17 protein-coding genes and 1 tRNA gene are annotated in these 21,259 nt (G+C 72.2%); 3 read left to right on the forward strand and 15 right to left on the reverse strand.

Annotated elements, in window-relative coordinates:
• Positions 1-35: 35 nt before the first annotated feature.
• The 3 genes from ACIGO6_RS16345 to msiK form a co-directional block, all read right to left on the reverse strand.
• The gene (locus ACIGO6_RS16345) at positions 36-773 is read right to left on the reverse strand and encodes an NDP-sugar synthase (RefSeq protein ID WP_399876147.1); all 738 of its coding nucleotides are present in this window, start codon (positions 771-773) and stop codon (positions 36-38) included.
• A gap of 42 nt (positions 774-815) precedes the next feature.
• Positions 816-1,271, reverse strand: coding sequence for a hypothetical protein (locus tag ACIGO6_RS16350; protein WP_399876998.1), 456 nt, complete (start codon positions 1,269-1,271; stop codon positions 816-818).
• A gap of 223 nt (positions 1,272-1,494) precedes the next feature.
• Positions 1,495-2,631, reverse strand: coding sequence for a diacetylchitobiose ABC transporter ATP-binding protein MsiK (msiK, locus tag ACIGO6_RS16355; protein WP_399876149.1), 1,137 nt, complete (start codon positions 2,629-2,631; stop codon positions 1,495-1,497).
• Between the two features lie 219 nt (positions 2,632-2,850).
• Between msiK and ACIGO6_RS16360 the strand changes: the two genes are divergently transcribed.
• Positions 2,851-2,924: transfer RNA gene (locus ACIGO6_RS16360), tRNA-Thr, on the forward strand.
• Positions 2,925-2,991: 67 nt separating this feature from the next.
• Here ACIGO6_RS16360 and ACIGO6_RS16365 read toward each other — a convergent pair.
• The 12 genes from ACIGO6_RS16365 to ACIGO6_RS16420 all read right to left on the reverse strand — a co-directional run bounded on the left by ACIGO6_RS16365 (position 2,992) and on the right by ACIGO6_RS16420 (position 17,220).
• Positions 2,992-4,314, reverse strand: a complete 1,323-nt coding sequence (locus ACIGO6_RS16365) for an NADase-type glycan-binding domain-containing protein (RefSeq protein ID WP_399876151.1) — start codon at positions 4,312-4,314, stop codon at positions 2,992-2,994.
• The gene (locus ACIGO6_RS16370) at positions 4,311-4,883 is read right to left on the reverse strand and encodes a phage tail protein (protein ID WP_399876154.1); all 573 of its coding nucleotides are present in this window, start codon (positions 4,881-4,883) and stop codon (positions 4,311-4,313) included. Before ACIGO6_RS16370 ends, ACIGO6_RS16365 begins: the two co-directional genes overlap by 4 nt.
• The gene (locus ACIGO6_RS16375; protein WP_399876157.1) at positions 4,880-6,838 is read right to left on the reverse strand and encodes a putative baseplate assembly protein; all 1,959 of its coding nucleotides are present in this window, start codon (positions 6,836-6,838) and stop codon (positions 4,880-4,882) included. The genes ACIGO6_RS16370 and ACIGO6_RS16375 overlap by 4 nt, the downstream gene beginning before the upstream one ends.
• Positions 6,838-7,299, reverse strand: a complete 462-nt coding sequence (locus ACIGO6_RS16380) for a GPW/gp25 family protein (RefSeq protein WP_399876160.1) — start codon at positions 7,297-7,299, stop codon at positions 6,838-6,840. Before ACIGO6_RS16380 ends, ACIGO6_RS16375 begins: the two co-directional genes overlap by 1 nt.
• Before the next feature lie 31 nt (positions 7,300-7,330).
• Positions 7,331-9,268, reverse strand: coding sequence for a VgrG-related protein (locus ACIGO6_RS16385; protein WP_399876163.1), 1,938 nt, complete (start codon positions 9,266-9,268; stop codon positions 7,331-7,333).
• On the reverse strand, positions 9,268-9,990 hold the full coding sequence (locus ACIGO6_RS16390; protein ID WP_399876165.1) for a LysM peptidoglycan-binding domain-containing protein: 723 nt from the start codon (positions 9,988-9,990) through the stop codon (positions 9,268-9,270). Before ACIGO6_RS16390 ends, ACIGO6_RS16385 begins: the two co-directional genes overlap by 1 nt.
• A gap of 28 nt (positions 9,991-10,018) precedes the next feature.
• Complete coding sequence (locus ACIGO6_RS16395; RefSeq protein ID WP_399876168.1) at positions 10,019-10,441, reverse strand: phage tail protein; 423 nt, start codon at positions 10,439-10,441, stop codon at positions 10,019-10,021.
• Positions 10,442-10,533: 92 nt separating this feature from the next.
• Entirely contained in the window at positions 10,534-14,268 is a 3,735-nt protein-coding gene (locus tag ACIGO6_RS16400) for a hypothetical protein (protein ID WP_399876171.1), read from the reverse strand.
• 159 nt (positions 14,269-14,427) lie between these two features.
• Complete coding sequence (locus tag ACIGO6_RS16405) at positions 14,428-14,586, reverse strand: DUF6760 family protein (protein ID WP_399876174.1); 159 nt, start codon at positions 14,584-14,586, stop codon at positions 14,428-14,430.
• Entirely contained in the window at positions 14,583-15,092 is a 510-nt protein-coding gene (locus tag ACIGO6_RS16410) for a hypothetical protein (protein ID WP_399876177.1), read from the reverse strand. Before ACIGO6_RS16410 ends, ACIGO6_RS16405 begins: the two co-directional genes overlap by 4 nt.
• Positions 15,092-15,538 carry a phage tail protein gene (locus ACIGO6_RS16415; protein WP_399876179.1) on the reverse strand — a complete coding sequence of 149 codons (447 nt, stop codon included), beginning with the start codon at positions 15,536-15,538 and terminating at the stop codon, positions 15,092-15,094. The genes ACIGO6_RS16410 and ACIGO6_RS16415 overlap by 1 nt, the downstream gene beginning before the upstream one ends.
• A gap of 74 nt (positions 15,539-15,612) precedes the next feature.
• The gene (locus ACIGO6_RS16420) at positions 15,613-17,220 is read right to left on the reverse strand and encodes a phage tail sheath subtilisin-like domain-containing protein (RefSeq protein WP_399876181.1); all 1,608 of its coding nucleotides are present in this window, start codon (positions 17,218-17,220) and stop codon (positions 15,613-15,615) included.
• A 330-nt stretch (positions 17,221-17,550) separates the two neighbouring features.
• On the opposite strand from ACIGO6_RS16420, the gene ACIGO6_RS16425 reads away from it, so the two are divergent.
• Both ACIGO6_RS16425 and ACIGO6_RS16430 read left to right on the forward strand, forming a co-directional pair.
• The gene (locus tag ACIGO6_RS16425; protein ID WP_399876184.1) at positions 17,551-20,385 is read left to right on the forward strand and encodes a hypothetical protein; all 2,835 of its coding nucleotides are present in this window, start codon (positions 17,551-17,553) and stop codon (positions 20,383-20,385) included.
• A 134-nt stretch (positions 20,386-20,519) separates the two neighbouring features.
• Positions 20,520-21,248, forward strand: coding sequence for a DUF4157 domain-containing protein (locus ACIGO6_RS16430; protein WP_399876187.1), 729 nt, complete (start codon positions 20,520-20,522; stop codon positions 21,246-21,248).
• Positions 21,249-21,259 lie beyond the last annotated feature (11 nt).

The raw sequence follows: 21,259 nt of genomic DNA on the forward strand, positions 1-21,259 counted from the left end.
TCGGCGTGACGTGCCGGGGGAGTGGACGGGGCGGGTCAGCGGCCCGCCAGGGCGGCCAGCTCGCGCGCCGCCTCCGTCAGGTCCTTCGCGGTGTCGATCGCCCGCCAGTAGGAGCCCTGCGGGATCGGGAAACCGGCCAGCCGGTGCTCCCGGGCCAGCCGCGGGAACGTGGTCCGCTCGTGGTCACCGCGCTCCGGCAGCATCGCAGCGAAGGCGGGCGAGAAGACGTACACGCCCGCGTTGATCTCGAAGGTCGACGGCGGGGCCTCGATGAAGTCGGTGATGTGACCGAAGCCGTCCGTCTGCACGGCGCCCCACGGCAGCCGCGGACGGGCCAGGGCGAGGGTCGCCACCGCGTCCCGCTCGGCGTGGAAGTCGGCCATGTCGCGCAGCGAGAAACGCGTCCAGATGTCGCCGTTCGTGGCGTACCAGGGCCGGTCCGGGTGCGGGAGATGCGCGGCCGCGTACTTCAGGCCGCCGCCGCGGCCCAACGGCTCGGTCTCGACGACGGTGGTCACCGAGAGCGGCAGATCGGCGGTCTCCAGCCACTTCTGCAGCACCTCGGCCAGATGACCGCAGGAGATCACGACGTCCGTCACGCCCTCCTCGGCGAGCCAGGCGAGCTGATGGCCGATGATCGGAGTCCCCGTGCCCGGGATCTCCACCATCGGCTTCGGCCGGTCGTCGGTGTACGGGCGCAGCCGGGAACCCTGTCCGCCGGCCAGGACGACGGCTTGAACGGGGCGGCGGGACGCGGCGTTCGGATCGGTCATGCCCGAACTGTACGCGGCGCCCCGCCGGCCCCCGCAGGGTGCTCAGCCGTGCGCGGCCAGGACACCCGAGGCGAAAGCGGTGTCGCAGACGGGACGGGCGTACGACTGGGCACGCGTCGGGCCGTACACCTTCACCGCGGCGCGGCCGAGGGCGCGGGCGATGGACGCGCAGTGGCCGGCCAGCGAGGGACGCTCGTCCACGGCCTGCTGGAGGTGGGTGAGGGCCACGCCCGGGTCCTCCTCCTGCAGCTCGGTCAGCAGCCGGTCGCGCAGCACCTCGTGCGGGGCGCGGGCGGCGGCCTGCGAGGAGGCCTTGGCGTTGGAGGCCTGCGACGCGGCGAGCACCGAGTCCGAGGGATCCCCCGACCAGTTGACCCGGGTGACCGCGAGGGTCCCGGAGAGCACCAGGACGACGGGCAGGACGAAGGCGAGAGAGCGGCCGATCCGGCGGGCGGGGCCCCGGCCGCGTCGCGTCTGTCGGGTGGTGGAGTGCTTCACGGAGTGCTTCACGCGAGTGAGGGTAGCGCCCCGTAATGATTTGGCGACATTTGGTCACCGGTTCGGGGGATGGGGAAGGGTTCGGAAATGGGTAGTGGGTTGACGCACACTGCTCGAAACGTCCGTTGTGTCGGGATAATTGTCGACAACGAAAAGAGCCCCGCAGCAGGCTGCGGGGCTCTTTTCGTCAACGCGGGTGAATCCACCCGGCCGAGAGGTTTCGTCAGTCGGAGAGGCGCTCGCCCGTGGAGGACGAGAAGACGTGGCTCTCGCCCGGCCGCGGGACGACGTGCACCGTCGCGCCCTTCTCCGGCACCGAACGGCTGCTGACGCGGACCACGAGGTCCTTCGTCTCGCCGCCGACCTCGACCGTGCCGTAGATGTAGCCGTCGGCGCCGGTCTCCTCCACGACGTTCACCGTCACGGCGAGGCCCGCCGGGGCGTCCTCGGAGTCCTTGGCCAGGGTCTTGGCCGCCCCGCCGTTCAGCTCCACCACGTCGAAGTGCTCGGGGCGGACGCCGACGGTGACCGTGCGGTCGCCCTTGTCGGAGGCGGCCTTCAGGGCGTCCCGGTTGACCGGGACCACGCTGTTGCCGAACTTCACGCCGCCGTCGGTGATCGGGACCTCGACCAGGTTCATGGCCGGGGAGCCGATGAAGCCGGCCACGAAGAGGTTGGCGGGCTTGTCGTACATGTTGCGCGGCGAGTCGACCTGCTGGAGCAGACCGTCCTTGAGCACCGCCACGCGGTCGCCCATCGTCATGGCCTCGACCTGGTCGTGGGTGACGTAGACGGTGGTGATGCCGAGGCGGCGCTGGAGCGAGGCGATCTGCGTACGGGTGGAGACGCGGAGCTTGGCGTCCAGGTTGGACAGCGGCTCGTCCATGAGGAACACCTGCGGCTCACGCACGATCGCGCGGCCCATCGCCACACGCTGACGCTGACCACCGGAGAGCGCCTTCGGCTTGCGGTCCAGGTACTCGGTGAGGTCGAGGATCTTCGCGGCCTCCTCGACCTTCTGCCGGATCTCCGTCTTGTTGACGCCGGCGATCTTGAGCGCGAAGCCCATGTTGTCGGCGACCGTCATGTGCGGGTACAACGCGTAGTTCTGGAACACCATGGCGATGTCCCGGTCCTTCGGCGGCAGGTGCGTGACGTCGCGGTCACCGATGCGGATGGCGCCGCCGTTCACGTCCTCGAGCCCCGCGAGCATGCGGAGCGAGGTGGACTTGCCACAACCGGACGGGCCGACCAGGACGAGGAACTCGCCGTCCTCGATCGCGATGTCGAGACCGTCGACGGCGGGCTTCGTGGAACCCGGGTAGATGCGGGTCGCCTTGTCGAACGTAACAGTGGCCATGGTGAATGGGCCCCCTTCTACCGGCAGGAACGTGCCGGACGATCCGTTGTAGGAAGGTGGTGGTGTAGTCCACACGAGTGAAGCTGGGCAGGACGGTACCTGGCGTTCACCTGATCTGTCAGTACCTGCGGAGCTGTGAACTTCGCCGAAATTTTCGAACCCCATCGTTCACCGGCTCTGTGTACAGTGGAGCAGCCTCCGCGCGCGCAGCGCGCGAGTGCCTCCTTAGCTCAGATGGCCAGAGCAACGCACTTGTAATGCGTAGGTCGTCGGTTCGAATCCGACAGGGGGCTCCGGGAAGTGAGAACGGTCCCCGCCTGTGGCAGGCGGGGACCGTTTTGTGTGGGGCGGGTGTGTCGGTCAGGTGCGGTTTGCGCTGGAGGGGCCGAAGAATTCGATTTCTGCGATGGCCACCTGCTTGTTCGCGGAGGCTGCGTGGGACGACTCGATGGTGAAGCGGACCTTGGTGACCTCGCCGACCCGGAACGGGCGGCGCTGGCCGCCGGCGCCCTGGTCCAGGGTGAGATCGCGGGTCTTGGTGGTGCCGTCCTTCATGGTGATGGTCGCCTTGACGCGGTGGGGGAGCGCCGATTCCTTGATCAGGTTGGTGCGGGTGGAGACGCCGGGCGTGATGATGACGTCCAGCAGGCGGGTCGGCTCGGTGAAGGTGACCTCGATCCATTCGCCCTTGCCGGACTCCGAGATGCCGGGGCCCCACCAGGTGTTGCTGAGCTGGTCGATGACGAGCTGTGGCTTGTGGCCGGCGAAGGAGCGCGAGGCGGTGATCTGGTCCGGGGAGACCGGGGCGCGCTTGGCGAAGTGGTCGCGGGTGGCCTGGTAGCCGTCGGGGATGTACATGAAGCCGAGGACGGCCAGGGTGACGACCACGACGACGGTGATCCAGGTGCCGATGCGGTCGAAGACGCGGCGCAGGCGGGGACGGTCGCCGGCCCAGGGGGTCTCGCGGCGGCGGCCGCCGAAGAGGCGGCGCCACCAGGGGAGGGGGGCGCGGCTCTGGTCGCCGCGTTCGCCGGTCAGGGGCATGGCGCAGCGGGCGCAGTAGTGGCGGTCGGGGCGGTTGGGGGTGGAGCACCAGGGGCAGGGCGGGCCGAAGCCGGTGTCGGCGGGCTGGCCGGGGGCGCGTACCTGGGGGCGGTCGGCGTCGGGGCGGCCGGGCAGGACGGGGGCGACGGTGGGGGGTGGTGCGGGGGTCGCGGCCTCGGGGTCGGCGACGGGGACGAGGAGGGAGCGGGCGCGGTCGGACAGGGTGTCGCGGGGTGGGGTGTCCGGGTGGCCGGGTGCGGTGGTGCGGGGGGTTTCCGGCGGGGGGGTGGCCGCGGTGACGGGGGGGATCTCGTCGGTGTCGTAGTCGTCGGGGTGGCTGGGGTCCGTGTCCGCCGGGCCGCGTTGGTGGGGTACGTGGGGGGTTGGTGCGGTGGTGTCGGGGTGTTCGTCGGTGGTGTCCGGGGTGGGGCGGGTGGTGCGGGTGGGGGGTACGCCGGTGCCGCCGGGGCCGGGGCGGGAGAAGGCGTCCCAGCCGCGGTCCTGGTCGGTGGAGGACGCCGGGGCGGGCGTGTCGCGCCTGCTGGAGCGGTCCCAGCCGAGTACGGCGCCGCACGCGTCGCAGAAGGACTGGCCCGGTTCCGCGCGGGTTCCGCACTCGGCGCAGTTCTTCGTGGTCATCTCTCCGGGGTCCTTTCGGAGGCGGTCACTTCGACCGTGTAGGGCATGTGGGCGGGGCGGGCGGCGGCGACGAGGGTGTCCAGGCGGTGGGTGTCGGCCGGGGTCGGGTCGGGCAGCCGGAGGGTGACGTGGAGGCGGGGGCGGGGGGTGCCGGGGAAGGGGCCGAGGGGGCGGGCGTTCCAGGTGGCGCCGCCGCTCTCGGTGATGACGGGTTCGACGCCGAACGCGAGCCGTACCGCTTCGGACAGGCCCTGTCGGGTGCCGCGTACGCGGTGGAGGCTCGCGGCGGCGGCGACGGCGGCGCGCAGTCGGGCCTCGGGTTCGGTGCCGTCGGTTTCGGCGCCGACCCAGGTGCCGAGCCACTGGGCGAAGTCGGCCGGGGTGAGGGCGGGGTCGAAGTAGGTGTCCAGGCAGTCGAGGACGCTGAGGATGGGGGCGATGACGTCGTCGAGTCCGCCGACGAAGCGCTGGGCGAGGTCGTCGTCGGCGAAGACGGCCGGGAGCATGGAGCTGATGGGCAGGGAGGAGCCGAGTCCGTCGAGGGAGCCCCGGTACGCGGAGGTCGTCATGCGCCGTCTCCGATGACTCGGACGCGGTGGTCGAAGGAGAAGACCAGGGAGGGCGCTTCGAGGTCGATGCGGTTGGTGGGGTCGCCGCGTTTGCCGGTGAGGGGGTCGGCGGGGTGCAGGACGACCTCGTCGACGAGTTCGACGCCGGGGACGCGCTGGAGCACGGCGAAGATCTCGCCGGCCTGTACGGGGCGTCCGAAGGGCCAGCCCTTGCCGTCGGTGCCGCCGGTGAGGGGGTCGAGGTGGCGGTAGAGGGCGTCGTGGGCCTGGCGGCGTACGCGGTCGGCGTCGGTGCCGCGGAAGGCGTGGAGGGTGGCGACGACGGTGACGCCCTGGTAGTAGGGCGGGCCGACGGCGAGGCGGGTGCCGATGAGGCGGCGTTCGTCGAGGTGGCGGGTGATGCGTTCCAGGAGGGCGTCGCCGGGGACGAGTTGTTCGAAGCGGAGTCGGCCGCCGGGGTCGGGGACGGCCTGGGGGACGACGAGGACGCGGACGGCGTGGGCGCCGTATTCGTTCTCCTTGCCCTCGAGGCAGGTGATGCGGGCGGTTTCGGGGGCGGCGCGGCGGGCGAGTTCCTCGTAGTCGCGCAGGGTGACGGCGCGTTCCTGGGCGCGGAGGGTGATGGGTGCGCGGAGTTTGGCCTCTTCGACGGTCTCGCCGTCGACGCCGCCGCGGGCGGCTTCGCGGTTGACGACTTCGGAGACGTACGGGATGGAGGTGCGCAGGACCTGTACGGCGCCGCGGGCGACGTTGCCGGCCTTTCCGCCGCCGGTGCGGTAGCGGCGGGCGCGGATGACGGCGCCCTTGGGCGGGACGGCGCCGTACTGGCGCAGGGTGCCGTCGGGTTCGCGGACGGCGGGGCCGAAGGCGATCTCGCCGGTGGCGGCGTCGAGGGTGATGTGGTGGTCGTCGGGGCGGGAGCCCGCGAAGTGCGGGACGACCTGCCAGTCCTGCCAGCCGTCGTCGGCGGAGGTCTGGAGGAGGACGGGCGGGTCGCCGGCGACGACGGGGGAGTGTTCGAGGCGCAGGCGTTGGCCGGGGAGCCCGGTGGCCTCGCCGAGGGCCTCGTCGTGGACGGTCTCGGCGTGGAGGGTGGGGGTGGTGCCGCCGATGGTGTAGGCCTCGGCGGAGCGGATGGTGGGTGAGGTGGTGTAGAAGGGCTGGCCGGGCAGGGGCTCGGTGACGCGGCAGCGGATCCAGCCGGCTTCGTGGCCGCCGTTGCGGGAGAGGACGTGGCCGCCGGGGAGGTGGAGGACGATGTCGCCGGGGCGGTTGAGGCCGCCGGTGCCGTCGCGGTCGACCTCGCAGAGCTGCCAGCCGTCCTCGGTCCAGGCCTCCCAGGCGAGGGGTGGCTGGCGGGGGTCGACGCCGACGCCGTCGACGCGGCTGTCGAGTTCGAGGGCGAGGGCGCAGTGCGGGGCGGCGGCGGTGAGGCCGATGAGCATGCAGTCGCCGGGGCTCGGGGCCTCGGCGAAGCACATCACGTCCTTTTCCTCGGCGAGGTCGGTGGTGCGGTCGGTGACGGGTTCGCCCTGACGCTGCACCACCAGGTGGCTGAGCGAGCACGGTACGACGGTGAGGTCGCGTTCGGTGGCGAAGACGACGGCTTCGTCGCGTTCGGTGCGCAGCGTGGCGACCTCGCTGCCGGCCGGGACCAGGATGGCGTCCTCGTGCGGTGCGGACAGCCAGAAGGTGACGTCCGTGCGGGCGGCGGAGGGTGGGAAGAGGGTGATGCCGACGAGGTCGAGGAAGGCGAGGTGGTTCTTCTCCGGGACCCGGTTGAGGCGGTAGACGATCTGGTCGGCCATGTGGGCGACCGTCTCGATGAGGGTGACGCCGGGGTCGGAGACGTTGTGGTCGGTCCACTCCGGGGCGCGCTGCTGGATGTAGCGCTTGGCGTCGTCGACGAACTGCTGGAAGCGGCGGTCGTCGAGGTTGGGGGAGGGCAGGGACATCAGCGATCGCTTTCGGGAGAGCCCGGGAGGCCCGCGGGGCCGGCAGGACCGTCGGGGAGGTCCGGCTCGTCGTGGGAGGGGATGACGTAGAACGGGAAGACGAGGCTGCGCGGGTTGTTGGTGCCGCGGATCGAGTAACGGACGTCGATGTAGAGGACGTTCTGGCCGTCGCCGGTGGTGACGTCGACGTCGTGGACCTCGATGCGCGGCTCCCAGCGGTCCAGGGTGACGTACACCTCGTGCTGGATGCGGCCGGCGGTCTCCTCGTTGACCGGGGCGAAGACGAGGTCGTGGATGGCGCAGCCGAACTCGGGGCGCATCGGCCGCTCGCCCGGGGCGGTGGCCAGGATCAGCCGCATGGCCTCCTCGATCTCCTGTTCGCCGCTGACGAGGGCGATGCCGCCGGTGGGTCCGATGCGCAACGGGAACGACCAGCCGGAGCCGACGAACTGTTCGGCCATCAGGGAGCCACCTGCCTTCCTCGGGAACGGTTCATGACGCACCGGGCATGGGGGGCGAGACGAAGTTGAACTTGCCGGTCAGGACCGAGAAGCCCGCTCCCAGGACCCGCGTCGAGGCGGAGTTGAGCTGCAGTGTGGTGCCGCCGGTGATGTTGGTGATGGCCGGGCTGGTCAGGGTCACGGCAGCGGTTCCCGTCAGGTTCAGGGCGGCTGCCGCGTTCACCCCGATCTGGCCCGCGCTCCGCATGTTGATCATGCTTCCGCCCTGGAGGGAGAGCGGGCCGCCGCTCTTGATGGTCAGGGAGCGCCCGGCGGAGAGCGACAGGTCGGTGCCCGCATCCACCGACACCGAGCGGCTGCCGGTGATGCTGACCGTGCCCTTGCTGTCGACGGTGATCTCGGTCTTGGTGCGGTCGAGGTTGATGGTCAGCCTGTCGTTGCCGCTGGCGATCCGGACGCCCTGCTTGCGGCCGCCGGTGCGCTGGCTGAGCAGGTCGACGCGGTTGCCCTGGCGGTCGGACAGGGTGTGCCGTACGGCCTTCTTCTTCAGGCCGTCGTGCAGGGGCACGTCGCTCTTGGTCGGTACGTCCCGGCCGTTGTAGAGGCCGCCGATCACGAACGGGTGGTCCAGCGCTCCCCGGTCGAAGGCGACCAGGACCTCGTCGCCGACGTCCATGGGGAAAACGCCGCCGCCCGCCACGCCGCCCATCTGGACGCTGCGCGCCCAGTCGCTGACGTAGGTGTCGTCGAGCCAGGGGAACTGGAGCTTGACCCTGCCCTGTTTGAGGGGGTCCTGTACGTCGGTGACGATGGCGTTGGCGACGCTGGGCAGGCGGGCGGCGCTCGCCGGGTCCGCGCCGCCGCTGCCGCCCGAGGCGAGTCCGTACAGGGAGCGCCACTGGCGGCCGCTGACCGTGAGCCAGGACTGGTAGGGGACGCCGTCGCCGAAGTGGTGGCGTACCGAGGTGACGGTGTACTTGCCCTCGAAGGGCTTGCCGACGTCGGAGAGGGCGACGGGGACGCCGGGCCGCAGGTCGGGGTGGCCGTGGACGGCGACCTCCAGCTCGGCGAAGGAGGAGGTGACGTCGGCGGCGAGGGCCTTCGCGGCGTGCTGGACCTCGTCCTGCTTGTCGTAGGGGTTGGCGGTCTCGACGAGTTTGCCGGGCTTGAACTTGCCGGCGGCCGTTCCGGGGGTCCAGCCGATGCTGATGCCGGGGTCGGTGGTGGCGGGGGCGGGTTCGGTGATCTTCTTCTTGGTGGTGACGTTCCAGCCGCGTGACTCGACCTTGCCGATCTGGTCGGCGGCGGTGACGGCGGCCCGCAGCCGCAGGATGTCGTGGCCGGCCTGGAGGACGAAGGTGCTCTGGTCGCCGTCCGTCTTCGGGGAGGGCGCGCCGGCCGACGGCTTCGGGGTGACGAACCGGAACTTCCCCTTGGAGTCCAGGTACATGACCATGTTGTTCTCGTCGGCGAGCCGGGAGAGGAAGTCCCAGTCCGTGACGTTGGACTGGCTGATGAACCCGTAGGTGCCCTTGGTCGCCTGGATGCGGCCGATGGAGACGCCGTCCAGGCCCACGATCTTGCGGGCGATGTCGGAGGCCTTCTGATTGCGGTACGCGGCCACGCGGCGCTGGCGCATCAGCCGGTGCCCGTAGTCGTAGCCGCGGATGACGGTGAAGCTGCCGGTGCCGTCGTAGTCGGTCTCCAGGCCGGTGACCTCACCGGTCAGCAGGGGGTTGCCCTTGCCGTGTCCGTCGGCGATCGGAGTGATGACGACCTTGCTGCCGAACTCCACGCTCAGCTCGTCGAGGAGCCGGTGGTAGGGGTCGCGGAAGGTGAGGCGGAAGGCCGCCGGCACATTGACGCCCTGGTCGACCCAGCCGTCGGTGAGCATCGGGGCGATGGTGTCGGGCAGCTTCGCGCCGCCGATCTTCACCTCGACGATGCTGGAGAACGAGGGACGCACCATCAGCGCGGCACCTCCTCGGTGGCGGGCAGCATGAGTTCGGTGCCGGTCGGCAGGTGGTTCGGGTCGTCGATGCCGTTGGCCTCGGCGATGACGCGCCAGGCGTTCGCGCTGCCGTACTCGCTCCAGGCCAGCGACTGGAGCGAGTCACCCGCGACGACCCGGTGCACGCGCTGGGCGGTGAGGGCGCCGGAGGTCGGGTTCTGGCGCGGGGTCGGGCCGGGAATCTCCACCAGCGCCACTTGGCAGGTGGCGCGGATGGGGACGCCGGTGGTGCCGAAGAGCGTGTACTGGGTCTCGATGGACGAGACGTAGGCGGTGAACCGTGCCGTGGAGAACGAGCCCCACTCGAAGACCACCCAGGGCGGTGACGGCTGTTTGGCGGCCAGGCTCTTGGCGGTCACCTCGCAGCAGAGCAGCAGCGACTCGACCTTCTTCATCACGGTGTTGCCGCCGGGCTTCATCGAGGAGTCCAGGAAGATCTCCAGGGTCATCTCGCGCGGCTCGGCGCCCTGGAACTCCGGTTTCGCGGCCTCCCGCACGGCCGCCGTGGGGGTGGCTATCCACTGGGTGCGCTGGCTGATGGACAACTGGGCCGGGTTGAACTCGAAGGGGAACCTTCGGATCAGCGCACCGGGGGTGGTGGATTTGCCGGTGGGCGGCTCGTGGATGGCGAGGTTGGCGCGTACCAGGCTCTTGCCGGCGCCCTTGCTGCTCTTTGCCATGGGTCTTCCTCTCTGCTCCTCGGCGCCGTCAGTCGGTGAAGCCGTGGTGGGCTATCTCGAGGACCTCGTTCGCCACGGCCGGGCTGTTGGGGTCGAGGGTGGGGCCCTGCCAGCTGACGGGCAGTACGTCGATCAGCCCCCAGCGAGCGACCAGCGACCCGTCCGCGCGCAGCGCCGAGATCTGTGCGGTGGGCCGGTTGATGCCGGTCTGCACGGAGGAGATCCACTTGGCGACCTTGGCCGTGTCCGGCGTGATGGGCCGGGTCAGCCGGATGTTGGAGAAGGACACGCGGGTGGGCAGTTGCCATACGAAGCCGTTGTTGCCGCCCTCCTGCCGCTGCTCGATCTCCACCTGGGACGACAGGCCTTCGCACCCGTTGAAGTGTCCGAGGCTCTCGCCGTCGATGGTGAGGGAGAACCAGATCGTGGAGCCCGGGTCCTGGCGGGGCATCGGGGGTGGGCCTTTCTGTCGTCTGCCGTGGTGTCGCTTCTCCGACCGGCCGGGGGCCGGTTCGTGGTGGCTGGTCGGTCCGTGGCGGTCGGTCAGCCGCGGGGGTCGCGGAGTCTGCCGATTCGTTCGCGGTCCATGCGCAGTTCGGTGCGGACGAGACGGGTGACGCGGCCGATGAGCCGGTGCGCCAGTTCGTCGAGCTGGAACTCGGTGAGCTTGCGCGGGTCGAGCGCGCCGTCGGGGACCGCCGTGTACGCGGGTGGCGGCTCCGGTGCCCCCGCGGGGCGGGAGGCGGGGATCGCCGAGTACGGGGGCGGGCTGCCGGGTGGCTGCGCGGCCTGACTGTAGGCGGGCGGCGGATCGTCCGGCGGCGGGGTGTGCTGGGACGCCCGCTCCTGGAGGCGGCGCAGGGCGGAGCCGGCGGTGGCCGCGGCGAAGGCGGCGAGGGCGCCGGTCGCATGGCGTCCGGGGAGGCGCTGGACGGGGGGCGCCGCGGAGGTGGAGGCGGCGGTGTCCGCTGCGGGTGTCGCCGGGGCCGGGGCGGTGGCTCGCTGGATCGGCAGGGCCGGCGGGGGCGCCGATGCCGGGGGTGGGGTGAGCGGGGCCACGGGGAGGGGCGTCTGCGCGGTGGTGCTGCCGAGTGGGGCGGGTCGGCGCAGGGGCACGGGGCCGGGGGTGGCGGCGGCGCGCTGGACCGTGGGGATGGAGGGAGCGCCTGGCGTGGGTGGAGGCGGTGGGGACGCCGGGGGTGAGGGGAAGGGCAGGGGGGAGGGAGAGGCCAGGGGTGAGGGAGGCAGGGCGGCTGATGTGGGGAGTGGTGCCGGAGGTGGGGTGACGGGGGCCTTGAGGGGGGTGGTGGTGGAGGTCGTGGTGGTGACGGTTGTGGGGGTGACGGTTGTGGGGGTGATGGCCCGCTGGACCGGGGGGTGGGTGGCGCTCGGTGCGGTGGGGCCGACGAGTGGCTGGGCGTCGGTCGGCGCGGTGGCCGGAGGGGCGCCGAGGGGGGAGCGCCGGGGGGTCGCGTGGGACGACGCCGGGGGAGGCGTGGGGGTGGTGGTCGACCGCTGGGCGGGCGGGGGTGTGGGCGCGGTGGCTCGCTGGACCGGCGCGTGCCTGCTGTCGGCGCGGGTGGTGTTGGGGGGCGGTGCTGTGGGGCTCCCGAGTGGCCTGGCGTCCGCGGGCGGGGCGGTGAGCGGGGCGCCGAGCGGGGAACGCCGGGTGGTGGGGCGCGAGGCAGGGCCGGCGGCCGGGGATACGGGCGCGGTGGCCGAGGGGTTGGGGTGCTGCCGTCCGGCGGTGGGCGGTACGGACGGGGTGGGGGCGCCCAGGCCGACCCGGGGTGGCGTGGTGCTGCGCTGGACCGGGGGGAGGGGGGAGGGGCCGGCCGCCGGGTGCTGGGGGGCGGGAGTCCCCGTCCCGGGCTCGGTCCCGGTCGCGGTCACCGGTCGCTTTGTCGGGGCGGTGGCCGGTCGTGTGGTGTCCGTCGGTCGTGCGGTGCTCGCCGGGCTCGCGGTGTTCGTCGGGCCTGTGGTGTCCGTCGGTCGTGCGGTGTTCGTCGGGCCTGTGGTGTCCGCGAGTGAGCGCTGGACGGGAGTGGACGCGGTGGTGCGGGGCGCGTGGTGCGGGGCGGGCGTCGGTGCGGTGGGCTTCACCGGGGCGGGCTTCGACCGGGTGGGTTCCGACGCGGCGGGGATCGAGGCGGCGGTGGAGGCGTTCGGTGACGTGACCGAGGGGGTGCGCGTGGAGCGCTGGACCACGGGCGGGGTTACGGGGCTTGTGCCTGCGGTGGGGCGCGTGTCCGGGCCGGTGCCTGTGCCTGTGCCTGTGCGTGGTGCCGTACTGGACGTCGGGGTGTCGGCGGCGCGGTCGGCCGGGTGCGGCGCGGGGTCCTTCTGGGGTACGACTCGCTGGACCGGCGGAGGCGGAGTGCCGGGCGCCCTGTCGGGCTGAGCGGCGCGGACGGGGGGCGCGGCGGTGTGGTCGGGCCGCGCGGTCGCGCGCTGTACGGGGGCACCGGTCGTCGCGTTGCGGTCGGGTGCGGCTGCTGCTCGGTTGCCGGAGGTGACGGCTCGCTGGGCCGGGGTGCCGGTCGGCGTGTCTCCGCTGGGGCCCGGCGTCGGCCGGTCGGCGGCCGGGGTGGGCGCCGGGGGCGTGGTGCGCGGCGCGCGGTCGGCCGGGGCGGGGTTGCTCTGGGACACGGCGCGCTGGACCGGGAGCTCGGCCGGCGGAGTGGGGCCCCCGCCAACGGGGTTGGCCTTGGGTGCCGGTGCCGGTGCCGGTGCCGGTGCCGGGGTGCGCGGCGCCGGGGTGGGGTCGTTCTGGGGCACGGCGCGCTGGACCGGGAGCTCGGTCGTGGCGCCGGTCGGCGTGGTGGGCCCGTCGCCCACGGGGTCGGCCTTGGGTGCCGGTGCCGAGGGGGGCGTGGTGCGTGAGGTGCGGGAGGCCGGGGCGGGGCTGCTGCTTCCGGGCACCGCGCGCTGCACCGGAGCGCCGGTCCCTGCGTCGGCGCCGGACGTGGGCGTTGCCCGGCCGCTGGGCCGACTCGCGCTGGGCGCCGGGTCGGTGCGCCGGGGCGGCGTCGCGTCCTGCCGGGCGGTCGCCCGCTGTACCGGCGTACCCGGGGCCGGGCTGTTGCCGGGCGAGGTCGGGGTCGTGCCGTGTCGGGGGGTTGCTCGATGTGCGGGCGCACCGGTCGCCGGGCTGTTGCCGGGCGCGGGCGGGTTCGGGTCGGTGCGCCGGGTCGGCGTCGCGTCCTGCCGGGCGGTCGCTCGCTGTACCGGCGTACCCGGGGCCGGGCTGTTGCCGGGCGCGGGCGGGTTCGGGTCGGTGCGCCGGGTCGGCGTCGCGTCCTGCCGGGCGGTCGCTCGCTGTATCGGCGTACCGGTCGGTCCGCTGGTGGCGGGCCGGCTCGGCGTATCGGTGCCGGACGAGCTCCTGCCGGGTGACGGCGCCGTGCGCTGTACGTCGGTGGCGTTCGGAGCGTGCCGGGTCGCCGCGCGCTGCACCGGGAGGGCGGACGTCGCGGTGTCCTCGTTCGGCTGTTGGGGCACGGCCCGCCGGCCCGGGGCGCCGGTGGTGACGGGCGGGGTGGTCGTGGACGCGGGCGTCCGGTGGTCGGACCCTGCCGGCCGGGGCGGTACGGCGTCCGCGGACGGCGAGCCGGGTTCCCCCCGGTCGCCGTCCGCCGACGAAGGTGCCGCTCCCGAGGCGGCCGGTGCGGGGCCGGTGGTGCGGCGGGTGGCGGGCAGGGTCCGTCGCTGCACGGTCGCCGGCCCGGTCGGGGCCTTGGTCAGCGGGGACCGCGGCCGGGGCGGCGCGGCCGGTACGGGTGTTGCCCGGATGCCACGTGGAGCCTGCACGGGCGGGTTCGCCGGAGTGGTGGACGACGTCGCCGCGGCCGTGTGCGACCGCTGGACCGGTGCCGCCGGGGCCGGGTCCGGTGCGGTCGCGGCCGTGCCGGCCGGCCGGGGCCGGGTACGCGCCGCGGGAGCCGTGGGCGTGGACGACGACGCGGGCGCCTCCGGTATCGCCCGCAGCGGCGCGACCGGCGTCCGCTGCACTGCCGGTTCGCCGGCCGAGGACTGCGTGGGCAGAGTCCGCGGGGGGCCTTCGAGGCCCGCCACAGGAGGGGCCGCCTCGGCGAACGCCCCCGAGAGCAGGCTGCTGCCCGCCGCCGGGTCGAGGATCCCGGGTGACGGCGCCCTTGTGAACGACGGGTTCTGCCACGTCGGGAGCCGTCCGCCGAAACCGGCGTCCGCGACTCCCGTTCGTCCGTCACCCGTCGCACGCTGGATGGGCGGCAGGGCCGGCCAGGCGGCGAGGGCCACGGGCGGCGCACCCGTGGCCGTACTTCCGCCCGAGCCGGAGCCCGTACCACCGCTCGGGCTCGGGCTCGTACCACTGCTCGAGCCCGAGCCCGTACTACCGCCCGGGGCCGGGGCGCTGTCGTCCCGACGGCCCCGCAACCGGTCCAGGAATCCCACCGCTCAGCCCTCCGCAGCGCCGCGCGTCACGAGGGACGCGATCTCGTCCGTGTACCGGCGTCGGTCCTGGTGTTCCAGGTCCAGGATCGCCTCCAGGCCCCAGTGGAAGTGGTAGGCGACGTACGCGATCTCCTCGTGCAGCCGGTCGGTCGCGTACGTCACGATTCCCCCAGGCGGCTCCCGCCGAGTTCCACCTCGAAGGGCTCCGAGCAGTGCGGGCACTGCACGGCCGCGCGGGTGTGCCCCTCCGCGTTGATCTGGCGGTAGAAGTCCTGGAGGAACGCCAGGTCGGAGGCGAACATGTTCTCCACGATCCCGTCGTGCACCGACGTCAGCGTGCCCAGCTGGGTGATGACCCGGCCGAGCAGCACCACCGACAGGTAGGCCGGGTTCTGCTGCACCCGCACGTCGCGCAGCGGGACGAGTTCGTCCCGTGCCGTCGACAGGCGCATCACACCGTCCCGGTGCACCGTGCCCGACTCGTCGACGTAGCCGCGCGGCAGCTCGAAGGGGAACTCGGTGCGCAGCTGCTGCCGCGGCTCCGGACCCGCCGGGGGAGCGGCCGGCGGGTCCGCCGGTGCGGCGGCGGAAGCAGAACGGGGGAAGTCCGCTCCCGCCGCCGCGGTCTGGGGTGCCGCGGCAGGTGCCTTGGCAGGCGTACGCCGCATTACTCGATGACCAGTTCTTCGAACACGATGGTGACGGTCTCGGTCAGCGCGGAGGCGTCGCCCGCCTTCACCGGGCTCATGTCGAGCTTGCTGCACCAGGCGTTGCGCAGGTTGTACCGCTTGACCGGGTTGTCCTCGTAGTCCATCACGATGATCGAGGCGTTCTTGCGAGCGGAGGACATACGGCCCTCGAGCGAGTCGTTGATCCACTCGGTGAACGCGGACGACTGGGTCATACCGCGGACCACGGTGCAGGATCCGTCCTTCGCGGAGCCCGGCATCACCGCGATCTCGAGCTTGCCGGTCGCGCCGTTGTTCTGCGGGTACTTGATGACGTCCTGCTCGAGGGTGATGCCGTTGACCTCGGAGAGGTACTCGATCATCACGCCGTCGATCTGGAGGCCGAAATTGTGTGAAGTAAGGGAGTCACCCGGATTGAGACTCATGTGTTCGCTGTCCTTCTGACGCTGCTTGACGTTGGCGTGCGGGAGTTACGCGGACCTGGTGGGCGAGGCGCCCGTTACTCCTCCAGCTCCCCGCTGCCGCTGGAGAACTGGGCCAGCCGGAAGATCACGAACTCGGCGGGCTTGACCGGCGCGATGCCGATCTCGCACACGACCCGGCCCAGGTCGACCGACTCCGGCGGGTTGGTCTCCTCGTCGCACTTGACGTAGTAGGCCTCGGACGGGCTCTGGCCGAACAGGGCGCCGCTGCGCCACTCGTTGACCAGGAACGCGGAGATGTTGCGGCGGATGCGCGCCCAGAGGTTGTGGTCGTTCGGCTCGAACACCACCCACTGGGTGCCGATCAGGATCGACTCCTCCAGGTAGTTGAAGTACCGGCGGATGTTCAGGTAGCGCCACGCCGGGTCGGAGGAGAGGGTGCGGGCGCCCCAGACGCGGATGCCGCGGCCCGGGAAGGAGCGGATGCAGTTCACGCCGATCGGGTTGAGCAGGTCCTGCTCGCCGCGGGTGATCTGCAGCTCCAGGTCGACGGCGCCGCGGACGACCTCGTTGGCCGGGGCCTTGTGCACGCCGCGCTCGGAGTCGTTGCGGGCCCAGATGCCGGCGACGTGGCCGCTCGGCGGGACCAGCCGGGACTGGCCGGTCGCCGGGTCGAAGGACTTGATCCAGGGGTAGTACAGGGCGGCGTACTTGGAGTCGTAGCCGGCCGTCTCCTGGCGCCAGACGCGGATCTGGCGGGCGTTCTGGCTGGGCGGCGGGTCGATGATGGCGACGCGGTCGCCCATCAGCTCGCAGTGGGCGATGAGACCGAGCTGGACGGCCTTGACGGCCTCCAGGTCGATCGCGCCGCGCTGGTAGGCGGCCATCAGGTCGGGCACCGCGACCATGGAGATCTCGTCGATCGCCTCCAGGCCACCGAAGCCGGTGCGGTCCGCGGAGTCGCCGAGGTACTCGGCCGGGCCGGGGTGCGCGCTCTCGGCCCGGGCGGCCGGGACGGCGGGCGCGGCGGACGGCGGCGCGGGCAGCGTCAGGGTCTGGTTCTCCGGACGGACCAGCTGCGCGGACGGCGCGGCCTCGGTCACGGTGATGAGCTTGGAGCGCTCCTTGACCTGGGTGACGACGTAGGAGCGGTTGCCCTTCTTGGCGCTCACGTCGAAGGTCTCGACCGGCTTGTCGCCGTCCTTGACGATCAGCTTGAAGCGCTCGGCGGGGCCCTCGCCCTCGGGGTCGGCGACCTCGACGGTCAGCGGGCCGCTCTGGCCGGCGGCGGTGGCCGTCACGGCGAACGTGCCGAGCTGCTTGGGCTCGGCGGCGGGCAGCGCGGCCTTGGCGGTGCTGCCGGTCACGGCGGCGGGGGCGCCGGTGCCGTTCACCGCGTCGTCGGCGACGGCGTCCTCGGCCGAACCGCCGACGCGGACGACGTAGGCCGCGGATCCCCCGTTGTTGAAGAACCCGTAGACGGAGTGCGCGAGGTAGTACCCGCCGGTGAAGTCACCGAAGGCCGCGACGTACTGCGTCCAGTTGGTCACCAGCGTGGGCTCGTTCAGCGGGCCGGTCGGGGCGAGACCGACGAAGGCCGCCACCGAGGTGCCGACTCCCTCGATCGGGCGCGAGCCGCTGGCCACCTCCTCGACGTAGACGCCGGGCGACAGGTAGGACGGCATGCTCTGCTCTCCTCGGGGTACGAGACAGGACGCCCCTCAGCCTCACGCGCGCGTTGCCGCCCCCGAAACGTCTCCGGGGGCCGGTCCGGGGGCATCGCCGTTGCCCCTGGTCGTGCCCGTTGGGGCAGACTCCCGGACCTTCCCGGCCCTTCCCCTCGAAGACCCCTGGCGTACGCCAGGGGTTTCTGATTCAACATCTTCTGTCGACTGTCAGTTCGCCAAGATGTCATCTTGCGATCAAGCCCCGTTACGGGGCGCGCCGTCCCGCCGCACCGGGGCGCTGCCCCGCGCGAGCGGGGTCGGTGACGGGGTGTCAGGAGGGGATCGTCCATGCCGGACCGCTTGAACCACACGCAGAGACACCGCCCGAACGGGGCCACTCCGGCGCGGCCCCGCCCGCAGGCACGTCAGTCACCGCCCCTGGCCTCGCTGCAGGCCGCAGCGGGAAACCGGGCCGTCGCCACGGTGCTCCAGCGTGCGGCCGGTACGGGGCAGCTCGCCAAGTCCACGGGCCAGGAGCAGACGGGCACTTCGGCATCGGACGACCTGGTGATCTCGCCGGTGACGGAGCCCGAGCAGCAGAGCCGCGAGGAGCGTCAGAGGAAGGACCCGAAGGGGAAGCAGCCGGCGGCGGACCCGAAGGAGAAGCTGCTGGCCGCCGAGGCCGAGGTGGCGAAGCGGAAGAAGGACGCCGCGGCGGCGGCGACGGGCCGGGCCGGGGCGACGGCCGAGGTGTGGAAGGCGTCCGGGGACGCGGTCGACGCGCGCAAGCAGGCCAAGGAGGCCCAGGCCGCTCGGGAGAAGTTCGAGCAGGAGGCCGGCCGGGCGTCCGAGCAGGAGGGGAAGGCGAGGGCCGAGGACCTGCGGCTCACAGAGGACGCCGACACCGCCACAGGGAAGCAGAAGGAAGCACAGGCGAGGTCGCAGAAGCACCAGGGCGCCGAGGAAACGGCGCGCAAGGAGGCGGAGAGCGCCAAGGCCAGACAGTCGAAGTTCGAGCAGCAGGCCGAGGAAGCGGAGCAGAGGCAGAAGGCCGCCGAGAAGGACGTGGCCGAGTTCGCGCAGCAGGCCGAGGACGCGGAACGGAAGCGGAAGGCAGCCGAGGAAGAAGCGGCCAAGTTCAGGAAGGAGGTTGAGGAGGCGGAGCGGGAGGAGGCGGCGGCCAGGACCGCGGCGCAGCAGAGGGCGGCAGCCGAGGAGAAGGCCCAGGAGCAGGCGGCGAAGGCAGAGGCGGACGCGGAGGCCCGGGCCGCAGCTGAGGAAGAGGTGCGGAAGTGGGCGAGGATCGCGTCCGAGGCGCTGACCCGGGCGGGGCAGGCCGAGGAAGCGGTGAAGAAGCACGGGGGCGACGCCGACACCGCGAAGGAGTCGCGGAAGCAGGCCGCGGAGGCCGCCGCCGGCTGGGAGGAGGCTGCGGGGACCGCGCGGAAGCAGGCGAAGGACGCGGCGGCCACGGCAAAGCAGCGTGAGGGCGAGGCCGACGCCGCGCACAAGCTGTACGAAACGGCTCAGAAGGAGGCGGCGAAGCACGAAGCGGCCGCCGGGCAGGCCCGGGCGGAGGCGGGCCGGGCTCGGAAGAACGCGGAAGCGTTCGCCACGACCGCGGCACAGGCGCGGGAGTCGGCGACGACGGCCGGAAGGACGGAGCGGCAGCGGGCGGAAGAGGCGGCCCAGGCCCGGCAGCAGGCGGCGAGCGCGGCGCAGGAGCGGATGCGGGCGGGGGAGGCCGAGACCGGGGCGAAGTCGGCCGAGGACGCGGCGAAGAAGGCCGAGGACGCGGCGAAGAAGGCGGCGGCACCAGAGGTCACGGCGGACCCGAACCCATCGAAGAGGCAGAAGTTCAAGGAGACGTTCAGCCTCACCAAGGCCAAGCAGAGGCTCGATCCGGCCGACACGGCGGTCCTGCGTGGCAGCGCACCGGTCGGAGGCGCAGTTCGGTCGGACGCGACGAAGGACGGCAACACCGCGGTGATGCACAACACCGCGATACTGCAGCAGGTCGAGACCGTGCCCAATGTCACGAACAGTCTGCTGGGGATGGTCAACGACGGCCGAGATGTCATGTCCGGATACAAGGGGCGCAACGGACAGGGTCCGGACGCTCATCAGGACGACAAGAAGCTGAAGAGCAAGTCCGCCGGTCTGACACAGAACTCCCTGATGGGTGCCAACGACGTCGTGAAGATCGTCGACAACGGCGTCAGGAACTCCGGAACCGTCGGAGGAGTGGCTGCCCTCGGAGACGCCGGCGGTGCTCTCACCATCGGGTTCTCCGGAATCATCGCCACTCGCGACGCTGTGGTCATCAAGAACACCGCGGAAACCCGCAAGAAGGTCAAGGAACACTTCAAGGGCGTTGCCGCAGAGCGCAAACGAAAGCTTCAGGACGTACTCGACGAGTTGGGGGCGGCGACGCAGGAGCTGACGCAGGAAAGCGCCAAGCTGTCGGGCCCGCCGACCGAGTCGACCGAGGCAACCCTGGATGCCGTCGAAGGACTCCGGGACCGCATTGAGGGCCTCAGGGGTGAGCTGATGGGGCACCTGGCCTTCGCAAGGGACTACGTGGTCAAGAAGCAGAAGAGGAAGATCGTCAAGCGCGCCGTCGACCTGACGGGCAACGTCGCGCGCATCGGAGCCGGTGCCGTGGCGATCCTGGCCGCCACCGCCGTGATCGGTGGCCCGATCGGCCCTGCCGTCGCGGGTGGTACGGCGGCATTGGCCCTGGGTGGTCTTGCCGCGGTGAAGGGCGGGAGGAAGGCCAACAAGCGCTACAACTCGGTGCGGGACCACGAGAAGTGGGCCCGCACCACGACGGCCCAGGAAGGGACCGAGGAGTCCGAGCCGCCCAAGATGTCCAAGGACGGCAAGGGTGGCAGCAAGGCGGCTGCCTGGCTGGAAGCCTTCAAGGTGACGAAGTCCATCAAGCAGGGAAAGCGGCAGGTCGTGGCGCAGGAGATCTATGCGCTCGCCGCCGGTCCGGCCGTCCCGGTGAGCCGGAACGTCCCCACGGACATCCGTGAGGAAGTACTCGATTTCCTCAAGGCCATCAAGTGCGACCCGGCAAGGCACAAGCAGAACGACAAGGAGTGGCGGGACTCACTCAACGACCCACAGATGCAGACGGCGTGGGAGAACGCGATCGCCAAGCAGATCGCCTCGGCCTGAGCACCCCCGGCCGAGACCGGCATCCGATGCCGGGGGCGGCTCCTGCCCCCGGCATTGCCCTCAGGGACCTGTCGGTCGCGGGGATGGTCCGGTACAGCTGAGGGCCACAGGTCCGGTGTCGAAGGGAGCACAGGGTGCGCGCGCACGAGGAAGCCGCCGACCAGAAGGCCGCGCGGGGCGGTCGGGCTCCGCACCGGGCCGTGACCGCGCCCACCATCGGAGTGAGCGGACCGCTGATGGCCCCCGCGGCGGTCCTGGCACTCCAGCAGTCCGCCGGCAACGCCGCCGTCCAGCGGGTCGTCGCTCGGGACACGCACCAGCACGGTCCCGGCTGCGGGCACGCCGTCCAGCGCCGCTTCGACCCGGACTCGCACCAGCACGGTGCAGGCTGTGGGCACGACGGGATCGACGACAGGAGTCCGGAGGGGCAGCATCAGCTCCTGTCCGAAGCCCAGAAGTCGCCCCACTCGCCGCTCCCCACGTCCTTCCTCAACAGGGCGACGTCGTTCTACCAGAACCCGGGCATCGCCGCGGCCCGTGTGCACAAGGACGCGGTCGCCCAGCGCGCGACGGCGGCCATGGGCGCCGAGGCCATGACGATCGGCATGGATGTGTTCCTCGGCCCGTCCGCCATCGGCAACGAGGAGATCCTCGCCCACGAGGCCAGCCACCTCAACATGAACAGCAGAGGAGTCAAGGAGACGGGCGCCAGCAACGGTGGCGGCCCGGCCACCACGGATCCGAAGCAGGGCTCCGAGGTCGCGGCGGTGAACGACGGAGCAGCCTTCAAGTCCGGGGCCGAGATCGCCCCGTCCGTCGTCGCCCAGCGCTCCGCGGCCGACCATGCGGACGAGACGGAGTAGTCGACGCCCCC

The sequence above is a fragment of the Streptomyces sp. NPDC053750 genome (assembly GCF_044544295.1).
Taxonomy (GTDB): domain Bacteria; phylum Actinomycetota; class Actinomycetes; order Streptomycetales; family Streptomycetaceae; genus Streptomyces.